Here is a 12,300-nt window from a genome sequence, read left to right on the forward strand (position 1 = left end):
CCCCTGAGAGGCTCAGGGGCGCGGGGAACTGCGCGAACGGGGGCGAGGGGGCGAAGCCCCCATGCGTGGACGGGAACGGGTAGGGGCGGCGGGGGCGAGAATCCCGCCCCGGCCACCCCGCCACCCCGCCAGAGGATCAGACGTACTTCTTCAGCTCGTGCCGCGCCAGCGACCGCTGATGCACCTCGTCCGGCCCGTCGGCCAGCTTCAGCGTCCGGGCCCCCGCCCACAGCTCGGCCAGCGGGAAGTCCTGACTCACACCCCCCGCACCGTGCAACTGAATCGCCTTGTCGATGATGTCGACCACCGTCCGAGGCGTAGCGATCTTGATCGCCTGGATCTCCGTGTGCGCCCCCTTGTTGCCCACGGTGTCCATCATCCACGCGGTCTTCAGCACCAGCAGCCGAAGCTGCTCGACGGCGACCCGCGCGTCCGCGATCCAGTTGTGCACGACCCCCTGCTGGGCCAGCGACTTGCCGAACGCCTCACGGGAGACCGCCCGCCGGCACATCAGCTCGATCGCGCGCTCGGCCATGCCGATCAGCCGCATGCAGTGGTGGATGCGGCCGGGCCCGAGCCGCGCCTGCGCGATGGCGAAACCGCCGCCCTCCTCGCCGATGAGGTTGGCGACCGGGACGCGCGCCCCGTGGAAGACGACCTCGGCGTGCCCGCCGTGGGAGTGGTCCTCGTAGCCGTACACCTGCATCGCGCGCTTCACCTCGACGCCCGGGGTGTCGCGCGGCACCAGGATCATCGACTGCTGGCGGCGGATGTCGGAGCCCTGGGGGTCCGTCTTGCCCATCACGATGAAGATCTTGCAGTCGGGGTTCATGGCCCCGGAGATGTACCACTTGCGGCCGGTGACGACGTACTCGTCGCCGCCGTCCGCGCCGCCACCGGAGGTCCGCTCGATCAGCGTGGTGATGTTGGTGGCGTCCGAGGAGGCCACCTCCGGCTCGGTCATCGCGAACGCCGACCGGATCTCACCGGCGAGCAGCGGCTCCAGCCACTGCTTGCGCTGCTGCTCGTCGCCGAACTGGCTGAGCACCTCCATGTTGCCGGTGTCGGGCGCCGCGCAGTTCAGCGCGGTGGGCGCCAACTGCGGGGAACGGCCGGTGATCTCGGCGAGCGGCGCGTACTGGAGGTTCGTCAGCCCGGCCCCGTACTCGGAGTCCGGCAGGAAGAGGTTCCAGAGTCCCTGGCGGCGGGCCTCGGCCTTCAACTCCTCGACCACGGCCGGGGTGTCCCACGGAGAGGCCAGCAACTGGCGCTGCTCGTGGGCGACTTCCTCGGCCGGATAGACGTACTCGTCCATGAAGGCGAGCAGCTTGGCCCGCAGTTCCTCGGTGCGTGCGTCGAACGCGAAGTCCATGATGCGGTCAGCCTTCCTGAAGGGTGGTCAGGCCGTGCTCGATGAACACGGGCACCAGGTCGCCGATTCGGTCGAAGCCCGCGCCGACGGTCTGGCCGAGCGTGTAGCGGTAGTGGATGCCCTCCAGGATCACGGCGAGCTTGAACCACGCGAACGCCGTGTACCAGGAGACGGCGGACACGTCGCGCCCCGAGCGCGCGGCGTACCGCTCGATCAGCTCGGCCGGTGACGGGTGCCCGGCGGCCGTCGCGGTCGTGGAGACGGGGGAGTCGGCAAGCCCCAGCGGCATGCTGTACATGACCAGCAGGCCCAGGTCGGTGAGCGGGTCGCCCAGCGTGGACATCTCCCAGTCGAGGATCGCCCTGATCCGGTCGTCCTCGCCGATCAGCACGTTGTCGAGGCGGTAGTCGCCGTGCACGACCGTGGCGGTGGGGGAGTGCGGCAGCTCGCGCCCGAGAGCGGCGTGCAGTTCGTCGATCCCGGCCAGCTCGCGGTTGCGCGAGGCGTCCAACTGCTTCCCCCAGCGCCGCAGTTGCCGGTCGAGGAAGCCCTCGGGCCGGCCGAAGTCGGCGAGGCCCACCTCGGCGGGGTCCACGGCGTGCAGTTCGACCAGGGTGTCGACGAGGCCGAGGACCGCGCCGCGCGTGCGCTCCGGGCCGAGCGGAGCGAGCTGTTCGGCGGTCCGGTAGGGCGTGCCCTCGACGAAGTCCATGACGTAGAAGGGCGCGCCCAGCACCTCGACGTCCTCGCACAGCAGCAGTGTCCGCGGCACGGGTACGGCGGTCGGGTGCAGCGCGCTGATCACCCGGTGCTCGCGCTTCATGTCGTGCGCGGTGGCCAGTACGTGCCCGAGCGGCGGCCGGCGCACGACCCACCTGGAGGTGCCGTCCGTGACCGCGTACGTGAGGTTCGACCGTCCGCCCTCGATCAGCCGGCCGGTCAGCGGGCCGTCGACCAGTCCGGGCCGCTCGCTGTCGAGCAGTCCGCGCAGCCGGTCGAGATCGAGACCTGGCGGGTGGTCTGGACTCATCGTGTTTCCTCCGTAGGCGGGGATCAGGGCTCCCCCACATGATGCCGACCGGTCGGTATGCCGTCCAGTGGGCAAACGAAACGTGACCGGCGTCTCGGCCACGAGAGACCATGAAAGACCATGGGAAACCCCCGGGCCGTCACCTGCGGCCCGGGGGTTCCGGGATCTCCGTGGGGCTGTCGGGCCCCGTGCCGCTCAACGGCCTAGTGGTCGTCCCAGTGCCCCTCGTGACGGGCGTGGCGGTGACCGTCATGAACGTAGTCGACGTGGTCGCCGTGCGGCACCGCCGGGTGTCCGCAGTCGTCGCCGTGCTCATGGCCGTGCCCGGCGTGCGAGACATGCCCGGCCGGCTCGCACTCGTCCCAGTGCTCCGCGTGCCTGCGGTGCAGGTGCCCGTCGTGCGCGTAGTCGACGTGGTCACCGTGCGGCACCTCGGCGTGCCCGCAGTCCGGACCGTGGGCGTGCTGGTGGGAGGGGTGCTCGTGGTGAAGGGTGGTGGTCATGGTGCTCGCTCGCCTTCGAGGTGTGGAGTCCGACGTCGGCCAGGCTAGTCACACGAAACGCAATATATCCGCCCAAAACGGCGCGGATCGACCCTGGATTCCCTGGAGCCTCGGAGGATTCCCTGGATCCTCGGAGGGTGAGGGCTAGAAGACCAGCGCCGCCGCGCAGACGGCCAGCGCGATCGCGCACAGGGCGGCGGCGCTCGCGTGCCTCGGGGTGAACGCCTCCGGGGGCACGCTTTCGGACAGGGCGCGGATCCGCCGGTGCGCCACGGCGAGGAACCCCAGCCACAGCGCACAGCACAGCGCGCACACGAGCAGCGCGGTCACGCCCGGTCCGTCGCGCAGTGCCGACTTCCCGGCGAGTACGGCGGCCACGGTCGCCGCGAGGGTCGTCCGCCGCCAGGCCAGCCGGGTGCGTTCCGGCTGAAGCCCCGGATCCCGGCCCCTGGGGGCGCCGGAAGCCGCCGTCACGACTCCCACCCCGCCAGTACGACCACCACCATCGCGATGGCCACCAGGGCGACGCCGATGCTCAGCAGGGCCGGAAAACGGGACACCGGCAGGTCCTCGCCCCTGCGCATCGCCCGCTCGCAGCGGACCCAGTGGTTCACCGACCGCAGCGCGCACAGCACTCCGGCGGCCAGCAGCCCCAGCGCCAGTCCGGCCCGCCACTCCCAGCGCAGATCCGGCAGGAACTGATCCACCGCGAAGCCGCCGCCGATCAGGGCGAGCGAGGTCCGCAGCCACGCCAGGAACGTCCGCTCGTTCGCCAACGAGAACCGGTAGTCGGGGGTGACCCCTTCTTCCTCGATCCGCGCAGGCACGAACCACAACCGGACGTTCCGCACAAATTCGATCACACCATCGACCCTACCGGCCGCCACCCACGGCGCCGCAGGCCCGCCGCCCTCAAGGGGCGCGGGGAACGGCGCAATCTTTTGTCTTTCAGGGGCGCGGGGAACGGCGCAGTCTTGTCGCTTTTAAGGGGCGCGGGGAACTGCGCGACCAGCCCCCACCGGCCCGCACAGGCGAACGCACCTCAGCCCACCCCCGCCTCCCGAAACGCCCGCAGCCGCGAGTACGCGGCGAGCCCGTCCGGCACGAACTCCCACACCCCCACCCGCTCCTCCACCTCCCCCTCGGAGAGGAACGCGTGCCAGGCAACCTCCTCCACCTGAGGCCGCACAGCCACCTCGCACCGCACCTCGTACACGGCCGACCACCAGCTCTTCCCGGCCCCGTCCTCGTAGAGGAACTTGAACAGGAAGGTCGGCCGGGCCAGCCCGGTCACCCCCAGTTCCTCCTCGGCCTCCCGCAGAGCGGCCTCGTCGTAGCTTTCGCCCGCCCCCACCACCCCGCCGACGAACATGTCGTACAGGGAGGGAAACACCAGCTTGGTCGACGTGCGCCGGTGCACGAACAGGCGCCCCTGCGCGTCTCTGACCTCGATGAACGCGCATCGATGCCGCATCCCGCGCGCGTACACGTCCCCGCGCCGGGCCCGGCCCACCACCTCGTCGTGCTCGTCGACGACGTCGAGAATCTCGTCAGCGGAACTCATCCGCCCATCAAAGCAGCCCGCGGCCGGCCCGCAGGCGGCCCTCCCCGGCCGGTGAGGGATCAGCGCGGCTGCAGATCCCGCAGCCGCTCCTTGAGCGCCACCCCGTTCGGCATCGCGGGATGCAGCCCCAGCAGGACGACCCCCACCACGATCCCGGCGAGTCCGGCGGCCTCCCAGGCCAGCGCCCCGGTGTCGGCCCGCAGCCGGTCCCCGAGGAAGCCCACCCCGCACACGATCCCGGCGAGCGGCTGCGCGGCGGTGAGCGCGGGCAGCGACATCCGCAGCGGCGCGGTCTCGAAGGCGCTCTGGACGAGCACGAGCCCGGTGATCCCGAGGGCGACGACCGCGTACAGCTGCCAGCCGGTGGCGAGCGCGACCCAGCCGCCGTCGGAGAAGCGCTGGCCGCTCACCCGTGTGAGCGCGTCCTGCACCCCGTACAGCAGCCCCGCCGCCACGCCGAGCGCAGGACCCGAGCTGAGCCGGGACCGTTTGGCGTACGCGGTGAGCAGCAGCGCGAGGCCCACCATCACGCCGATGATCAGCCAGTGCCGTACCGGGTCGGAGATCGCGTCGCCGCCCCGCGGCTGCCCGGCCACGATGAAGGCCGTCACCCCGCCGGCCAGCAGCAGGAGACCGCCCCAGCCCTGCCGGCCGAGCGGCTGACGGGTCTGGCGGCGGGACAGGACGAGGGCGAAGAGCAGATTCGTGGCGAGGAGCGGCTCGACGAGGGACACCTCGCCGTGCGCCAGCGCGATCGCACCGAGCACCATGCCCACGGCCATGAACCCGATGCCGCCGAGCCAGCGCGGCACCTTCACGAGGTCGAGGAGCAGCCGGGGGGAGAGGAAGTCGCCCAGGGGCGCGTGCGACGCCGCGTTCTGCTGGAGGACGAAACCGACGCCCAGACAGCAGGCCGCGCCGACGGCGAGGACGAGAACCAGAACCGACACGCTGCGTACCTCAAGACTTCGGACGGTGGCGGGGCGAGGTGTGGTTGCGATCGACTGTAGCCCGAGTACCCGCGACCCGGCAGTTGACTGGGTCACTCCGTTGCCCAAGGATCTGACCGATCGGTAACGACCGGTCGGTAACAAGCCCCAGGAGGACCCGCCCATGGCGTACGACGCAGATGTGATCGTGATCGGAGCGGGGCTCGCCGGGCTCGCGGCGACCGCGGAACTCGTCGACGCGGGGCGCAAGGTCATCCTCCTCGACCAGGAGCCCGAGCAGTCGATCGGCGGCCAGGCGCACTGGTCGTTCGGCGGCCTGTTCTTCGTGGACTCGCCCGAACAGCGCCGGATGCGTATCAAGGACAGCCGCGCGCTGGCCCTCCAGGACTGGATGGGCACCGCCGCCTTCGACCGTCCGGAGGACCACTGGCCCCGCAAGTGGGCCGAGGCGTACGTCGACTTCGCGGCCGGTGAGAAGCGGAGCTGGCTGCACAAGCAGGGCGTGCGCTGGTTCCCGGTGGTCAGCTGGGCGGAGCGCGGCGGCTACGACGCGAACGGCCACGGCAACTCCGTGCCGCGTTTCCACATCACCTGGGGTACGGGCCCCGGTGTCGTCGCCCCCTTCGAGCGGCGGGTCCGCGAGGGCGTGGCGCGCGGCCTCGTACAGCTGAGGTTCCGCCACCGCGTGACGGGTCTTTCGCGCAGCGCGGGCGCGGTCGACACGGTGAGCGGCGAGATCCTGGAGCCGTCGGACGTCGAGCGCGGCCGGGCCAGTGGCCGCACGGTCACCGGCGCCTTCGAGCTGCGGGCCCAGGCGGTGATCGTCACCTCGGGCGGCATCGGCGGCAACCACGAACTCGTGCGCGCCAACTGGCCGGAGCGCCTCGGCGCCCCGCCCGAGCGGATGATCTCCGGGGTGCCCGCGCACGTGGACGGCCGGATGCTCGGTGTCGCGGAGGACGCGGGCGCGCACTTCATCAACCGCGACCGCATGTGGCACTACACCGAGGGCATCCAGAACTGGAATCCCATCTGGGACAAGCACGGCATCCGTATCCTGCCCGGCCCGTCCTCGCTGTGGCTGGACGCCCGCGGCAACCGGCTGCCCGTACCGCTGTTCCCGGGCTTCGACACGCTCGGCACGCTGGAGCACATCATGGGCACGGGCTACGACTACACGTGGTTCGTGCTCGACCAGAAGATCATCGGCAAGGAGTTCGCGCTCTCCGGCTCCGAGCAGAACCCCGACTTCACCGGCAAGTCCGTCAAGGGCGTCTTCCAGCGGGCCCGCGCCGATGTGCCGGGGCCGGTGCAGGCGTTCATGGACAAGGGCGCCGACTTCGTCGTCGAGAAGGACCTCCCCGCACTCGTCCGCGGGATGAACGCGCTCACCAAGGAGCCGCTCATCGACGAGGCGGAGCTGCGCCGCGTGATCACCGCGCGCGACCGCGAGATCGCCAACCCCTTCACCAAGGACCTCCAGGTGACGGCCGTCCGCGGCTCCCGCGCCTACCTCGGCGACCGGCTGACCCGTACGGCGACCCCGCACCGCATCCTCGACCCCAAGGCCGGCCCGCTCGTCGCCGTCCGCCTCAACATCCTCACCCGCAAGACGCTCGGCGGCCTGGAGACCGACCTCTCGTCCCAGGTGCTGACCGAGGGCGGCGACCCGCTGTCCGGGGTGTACGCGGCAGGGGAGGCGGCCGGTTTCGGGGGCGGCGGAGTGCACGGCTACCGGGCCCTCGAAGGGACGTTCCTGGGCGGCTGCCTGTTCTCCGGGCGTACGGCGGGACGGGCCGCGGCGAAGGCCGTCGACTGAGGGTGAGGCTCAACTCGCTCCGCCCGGCGCCAGGTTGACGCGTGTCAGCGACAGGCGGGCCTCGGCCTCGACATCCGGCCACACCGGACCTGAATGCCCGCGTCGTGCGGGGGAGTTCCGCGGTGCCGTCGCCGACGACAAGCCGGTCGGTGACCCGACCGCGCCCGTACTGCACCTCTTCACCTGGATGGGCAACGTCGGCGCGCTCGGCAACGAGGCGTTCCAGCTGGACAAGGCGGCGGAGTCCGACGCCTGACCGCCCGCTCCTGAGAAACACGTAAGAAGTCATTACGGAACGCTGACGGGCACCCCTGGCCGCTGGCTTCTGGCGGCCGAGGGTGCTCGAATCGGTGTGTGAAACCGGAACCTTCGTCAGTGGCCGCGGGAGACCCCGGACCGGGAGACCCCGCATCGGGCGGTCCCGAGGAGGGTGGCGCCCCGGTGGGGCGCCGGCTCATGCTCGGGATGCTCGGACTCGGCGCCCTCGGCGTGGTCACCGCGCCCACCCTCCAGCGCGGCCTGGAGTCCTTCCTCGGCAGCGCCGCCGACAAGGACCCCACCGGTCTGACCGGCCTGCTCCCCAACGGCGGCGGCTTCCGCTACTACTCCGTCACCTCCTCCGTCCCGCACAAGGACGAGGACTCGTACCGCCTGAAGATCGACGGCCTGGTCGACCACCCCGGCACGTACACCCTGTCCGACCTGCGTGCCCTGCCGCAGACGCGGATGGTCCGTGACGTCCAGTGCGTCACGGGCTGGCGGGTGCCCGACACCCCCTTCGAAGGGGTACGCCTGTCCCGGCTGCTGGACGCCGCGGGGGTGCGCCCTTCGGCCGGGGCAGTGCGCTTCACCTGCTTCGACGGGGCGTACTCGGAGAGCCTGACGCTGGACCAGGCCCGCCGCGCCGACGTCCTGGTGGCCCTGCGTATGCAGGACAAGGACATCAACCACGCCCACGGCGGTCCCGTCCGCCTCTACGTGGCCCCCATGTACTTCTACAAGTCGGCGAAGTGGCTCTCCGGCATCACCGTCACCTCGGACGTCCGCCCCGGCTACTGGGAAGAGCGGGGTTACGACGTGGACGCGTGGGTCGGCCGGTCGAACGGACGTGACGATGAGACCACCTGAGACCGGCGCCCCGAAGGCAGCGGAAGTCGCAGCGGAAGCCGGATCGGAGACGGCATCGAGGACCGGATCGGAGGCCGGGGAGCGGTTCGCGGGTGCGCTGCGGGTACGCCGCTTCACGCCCGCCGAACGCTGGGTCCACCGGACCACGGCCCTCCTCATGGGGCTGTGCGTGCTGACCGCGGGCTGCCTCTACCTGCCCCAGCTCGCCGAACTCGTCGGCCGCCGCGAACTGGTCGTGCGCGTGCACGAGTGGTCCGGGCTGCTGCTCCCCGTGCCCGTCCTCGCCGGGCTCGCCTCGCGCGCCTTCCGGGCGGACCTGCGGCTCCTCAACCGCTTCGGGCCGCACGACAAGGTCTGGCTGCGCTCCGCCCTGCGCCGCGACGACCGGCCGGAGTCCCGGCCGGCCGGGAAGTTCAACGCGGGGCAGAAGACGTACGCCGCGTGGATCGCCGGGGCCGTCCTGGTCATGGTCGGCACGGGGCTGCTGATGTGGTTCACGCACCTCGCCCCGCTGGTCTGGCGCACGAGCGCGACCTTCGTCCACGACTGGCTCGCGCTGACCATCGGACTCGTCCTCGCGGGGCACATCGGGATGGCCCTCGCCCGCCCGGAGTCCCGGCGGGGCCTGCGGACGGGCTCGGTCAGCCGGGAGTGGGCCGAGCGGGAGCATCCGCTCTGGCGGCCGTGATCGCCGGGTCGGCTTCCTAGGCCCTGTCGTCAAATTCCCGCCTGCCGGCCGACGCCTGGCACGCCCCCCCAGCCTGCGGCCGGGGGGGACCCCCAGAGCACGCACCTGACGCCGCCCGGCCGCCCTCCGGGCGACGACGGGAATTGCTCAGACAGGCCCTAGCCCAGCGCCCCTGCCAGGAGCCTGGCCGCCCCGGCGACGAGTGGTTCGTCCATCGGGGCGTCCGGGTCGGACTTGGTCGACAGGACCGACAGCACGACCGGCGCCCCGTCCGGCGTCCAGGCGATACCCACGTCATTGGTCGTGCCGTACTTGCCCGTGCCCGTCTTGTCACCGAGCGCCCAGTCCGCGGGCAGGCCCGCGCGGAAACGATTCGTGCTGGTGGTGTTCGCCAGCAGCCACTCGGTCAGCTGCCGCCTGTCCCGGGGCACGAGCGCGTCTCCGAGGGCGAGCTTCGCGTACGTCCGCCCGGCGGCGGCGGGGCTGGTGATGTCCGTCGTACGCCACGGCTCGGCCGAGTTCAGCGCGGGCTCAAACCGGTCGAGGCGGGTCGTGGGGTCACCGACCGAGCGGCAGAAGCGGGTGATCGCGGTCGGGCCGCCCAGTTCGCGAAGCAGCAGGTTCGCCGCGGCGTTGTCGCTGTGGGCCATGGCCGCGTGGCACAGCGCGGCGACGGTCATGCCGTTGGCGAGGTTCTCCGGGCGGCCCGTCACGGGGGAGCCCCCCGCGTCCGTGAGGTCCTGCGCGGTGTACCGGATCAGCAGGTTCAGGAACTCGCCGCGCCGGTCCAGGTCCCGCAGGACGGCCGCGGCGGCGAGGGTCTTGAAGACCGAACACATCGGGAAGGTCTCGTCCGCGCGGTACCGCACGGTTCTGCCCGTGACCGTGTTGTGGGCGTAGACGCCGAGGCGGGCGTTGTGGGTGCGCTCCAGCTCTGCGAGGGCTCTGACGACGCGGGGTGTGCCGGCCGTGGCCGTGGCGGCGGTGGCCGGGGTCGTGGTGGTCGACAGGACGGTGGTCGCGGTTGCGGCTGCGGTTGCGCCCAGGGCGAGTGCGGTTCGGCGGCTGGGGTGGGGGATTGAGCGTTTCAAGGTGGCTCTCTCTTCCGCTGCGAGCGTGATCACTTGCGTGAAGGGAGACTTCTGGGGGGCTCGTGTGGTTCCTGGGGTGACTGGAAGTGGCGCGTTGTGGGTGGCTGGTCGCGCAGTTCCCCGCGCCCCTGAAGACGAAAGACTGCGCCGTTCCCCGCGCCCCTGAAGGGCGAAAGGCAAAAGACTGCGCCGTTCCCCGCGGCCCCAGAGGCTGCGCCGTTCCCCGCGGCCCCTAGGGGGCTTGGCCCTCGGGGGTGAAGTCCAGCAGGACCTTGCAGGACTTTGCTCTGTCTGCCGCCAGGGTGAAGGCCGATGTCGCTTCGGGGAGCGGGATCACCGCGCTGATCAAGTCGTCGAAGCGTGGCTCGGTCGCCAGGAGCGTGAGTGCCGCGTCGAACTCCTCGTCGAAGCGGAACGCGCCCCTGAGGTCGATCTCCCGGCTGACCAGCAGGTTGCCGGGGAAGCCGCTCAGGCCGGGCGGGAGCATGCCGAGCTGGACCACGACCCCGCCGCGTCGCACGAGGCGCAGGCAGGTCTCCAGGCCGGCCGCGACCCCGGACGCCTCGACCGCCGCGTCCACCTCGGACGGCCGGTCGGGAGAGGCCGGTTCGTCCGCGCGTACGGTGGAGTCGGCGCCCGCGGCCACCGCGTACTCCAGTGCCCGTGGCAGCAGGTCGGTCGCCGTCACGTGCGCGGCCCCCGCCGCCTTCGCCGCCGCGACGACCAGGCAGCCGATGGGGCCGGCCCCGGTCACCAGGACGTGCTTCCCGCGCACGTCGCCCGCCCGGCGCACGGCGTGCAGGGCGACCGACAGCGGTTCGGCCAGGGCGGCCCGGCGCAGCGGAAGATCCGGTGGCAGTGCCCTCAACTGGCCGGCGGGCACGACGACCTGTGCCGCGAATCCGCCCTGTACGTGCGGGGTGCGGGCCGCGCTGCCGAGGTAGCGGGTGTCACGGCACACGTTCCGGCGGCCGGCCGCGCACTCCGGGCACACTCCGCACGGGGTGGCGGGGTGCACGGCCACCGCCGTACCCGGGGCGGGAGCCGCGTCGGCCCCGGCTCCGTACGCGAGGACCGTGCCCACGATCTCGTGGCCGAGGACCATCGGCTCGCGGAGCCGGAAGTCGCCCACCCCGCCGTGCCGCCAGTAGTGGAGATCGGACCCGCACACCCCGCCGTAGCGCACGGCGACGAGTGCCTCGCCGGGGCCGGGGGCGGGAGCGGGGAGTTCGTCCACGCGCAGGTCGCCCTGGCCGTGGATCACGCAACCGAGCATGGGGGACGGTCCCTTCTTGCGGCACTCAGAGGACGCTGGTCATGCCGCCGTCGACGTAGAGGATCTGGCCGCTGACGAAGTCCGCCGCCGGGGAGGCGAGGAACAGCACGCCGCCGACCAGGTCCTCCGTACGGCCCCAGCGTCCTGCCGGGGTCCGGCGGCGGACCCAGGCGCTGAACTCCGGGTCGTCGACCAGGGGTCGGGTGAGTTCGGTCTCGATGTAGCCGGGGCCGAGCCCGTTCACCTGCACCCCGTGCGGGCCCCAGTCGGCGCACATGCCCTTGGTGAGCATCTTCAGCGCGCCCTTGGTGGCGGCGTACGGCGCGATGCCGGGCCGGGCCACCTCGCTCTGCAGGGAGCAGATGTTGACGATCTTGCCGTGGCCGCGCGCGGTCATGCCCCGGGCGGCCTCGCGGCCGACCAGGAACGCGCTGGTCAGGTTGGTGTCGAGGATGCGGTGCCAGTCGGAGTCGGTGAACTCCAGGAGCGGGGAACGCAGTTGCATCCCGGCGTTGTTGACCAGGATGTCCAGCGGGCCCACCCGCTCCTCGACGTCCGCGATCCCGGCGGCCACCGACGGACCGTCGGTCACGTCGAAGGCCGCCGTGTGGACCGCAGTGCCGGGCAGCCGCGCCGCGGCCTCGGCGAGCCGGTCCGGATCGCGGCCGTTCAGCACGACCGTGCAGCCTGCTTCCGCGAGGCCCCGGGCCAGCGCGAGGCCGATGCCCCGGCTGGACCCGGTGACCAGCGCCGTACGGCCGCCGATGTCGAAAAGAGGGTGGGTCATCGCCGTACTGCTCCTTCGTGCGGTGCTTCTCGGGGCCGTACTCCTGTGCCCGGCTAGATCACCAGCGACAGCAGCAGCACCAGGCCTCCGGC

At 71.9% G+C, this 12,300-nt stretch carries 14 protein-coding genes; 4 read left to right on the forward strand and 10 right to left on the reverse strand.

The window, feature by feature from the left end; all coding sequences use genetic code 11:
- Nucleotides 1-136: 136 nt before the first annotated feature.
- From ACFVH5_RS41170 to ACFVH5_RS41200, 7 genes are all read right to left on the reverse strand, one after another.
- A complete protein-coding gene (locus ACFVH5_RS41170; protein WP_107021098.1) occupies nucleotides 137-1,372 on the reverse strand; it encodes an acyl-CoA dehydrogenase family protein in 1,236 nt (411 codons plus the stop codon).
- 7 nt (nucleotides 1,373-1,379) lie between these two features.
- Entirely contained in the window at nucleotides 1,380-2,402 is a 1,023-nt protein-coding gene (locus ACFVH5_RS41175; RefSeq protein ID WP_385838806.1) for a phosphotransferase family protein, read from the reverse strand.
- A gap of 203 nt (nucleotides 2,403-2,605) precedes the next feature.
- The gene (locus ACFVH5_RS41180; RefSeq protein WP_384809545.1) at nucleotides 2,606-2,905 is read right to left on the reverse strand and encodes a hypothetical protein; all 300 of its coding nucleotides are present in this window, start codon (nucleotides 2,903-2,905) and stop codon (nucleotides 2,606-2,608) included.
- A 144-nt stretch (nucleotides 2,906-3,049) separates the two neighbouring features.
- The gene (locus ACFVH5_RS41185) at nucleotides 3,050-3,379 is read right to left on the reverse strand and encodes a DUF202 domain-containing protein (RefSeq protein ID WP_385838807.1); all 330 of its coding nucleotides are present in this window, start codon (nucleotides 3,377-3,379) and stop codon (nucleotides 3,050-3,052) included.
- Nucleotides 3,376-3,768 (reverse strand): YidH family protein, encoded by a 393-nt coding sequence (locus tag ACFVH5_RS41190; RefSeq protein ID WP_384809541.1) that lies wholly within the window; start codon nucleotides 3,766-3,768, stop codon nucleotides 3,376-3,378. Before ACFVH5_RS41190 ends, ACFVH5_RS41185 begins: the two co-directional genes overlap by 4 nt.
- Nucleotides 3,769-3,947: 179 nt before the next feature.
- Complete coding sequence (locus tag ACFVH5_RS41195) at nucleotides 3,948-4,469, reverse strand: NUDIX domain-containing protein (RefSeq protein WP_384809539.1); 522 nt, start codon at nucleotides 4,467-4,469, stop codon at nucleotides 3,948-3,950.
- Nucleotides 4,470-4,528: 59 nt separating this feature from the next.
- Nucleotides 4,529-5,419, reverse strand: coding sequence for a DMT family transporter (locus ACFVH5_RS41200; RefSeq protein ID WP_384809537.1), 891 nt, complete (start codon nucleotides 5,417-5,419; stop codon nucleotides 4,529-4,531).
- A 163-nt stretch (nucleotides 5,420-5,582) separates the two neighbouring features.
- Between ACFVH5_RS41200 and ACFVH5_RS41205 the strand changes: the two genes are divergently transcribed.
- The 4 genes from ACFVH5_RS41205 (at nucleotide 5,583) to ACFVH5_RS41220 (ending at nucleotide 9,054) form a co-directional block, all read left to right on the forward strand.
- Nucleotides 5,583-7,238: an FAD-binding dehydrogenase gene (locus ACFVH5_RS41205; protein ID WP_385838808.1), complete on the forward strand. Its 1,656-nt coding sequence runs from the start codon at nucleotides 5,583-5,585 to the stop codon at nucleotides 7,236-7,238.
- Nucleotides 7,239-7,272: 34 nt separating this feature from the next.
- Nucleotides 7,273-7,494 carry a hypothetical protein gene (locus tag ACFVH5_RS41210; RefSeq protein ID WP_385838814.1) on the forward strand — a complete coding sequence of 74 codons (222 nt, stop codon included), beginning with the start codon at nucleotides 7,273-7,275 and terminating at the stop codon, nucleotides 7,492-7,494.
- Between the two features lie 98 nt (nucleotides 7,495-7,592).
- Nucleotides 7,593-8,366, forward strand: coding sequence for a molybdopterin-dependent oxidoreductase (locus ACFVH5_RS41215; RefSeq protein WP_384809531.1), 774 nt, complete (start codon nucleotides 7,593-7,595; stop codon nucleotides 8,364-8,366).
- A complete protein-coding gene (locus ACFVH5_RS41220; protein WP_385838810.1) occupies nucleotides 8,353-9,054 on the forward strand; it encodes a cytochrome b/b6 domain-containing protein in 702 nt (233 codons plus the stop codon). Before ACFVH5_RS41215 ends, ACFVH5_RS41220 begins: the two co-directional genes overlap by 14 nt.
- 158 nt (nucleotides 9,055-9,212) lie before the next feature.
- Here the strand turns inward: ACFVH5_RS41220 and bla are convergent, their stop codons facing one another.
- From bla to ACFVH5_RS41235, 3 genes are all read right to left on the reverse strand, one after another.
- Complete coding sequence (gene bla, locus ACFVH5_RS41225) at nucleotides 9,213-10,145, reverse strand: class A beta-lactamase (protein WP_385838811.1); 933 nt, start codon at nucleotides 10,143-10,145, stop codon at nucleotides 9,213-9,215.
- A gap of 232 nt (nucleotides 10,146-10,377) precedes the next feature.
- A complete protein-coding gene (locus tag ACFVH5_RS41230; protein ID WP_385838812.1) occupies nucleotides 10,378-11,421 on the reverse strand; it encodes an L-idonate 5-dehydrogenase in 1,044 nt (347 codons plus the stop codon).
- A gap of 25 nt (nucleotides 11,422-11,446) precedes the next feature.
- Complete coding sequence (locus tag ACFVH5_RS41235; protein WP_385838813.1) at nucleotides 11,447-12,208, reverse strand: SDR family oxidoreductase; 762 nt, start codon at nucleotides 12,206-12,208, stop codon at nucleotides 11,447-11,449.
- Nucleotides 12,209-12,300 lie beyond the last annotated feature (92 nt).

The organism is Streptomyces sp. NPDC127119 (assembly GCF_042677425.1).
GTDB lineage: Bacteria > Actinomycetota > Actinomycetes > Streptomycetales > Streptomycetaceae > Streptomyces.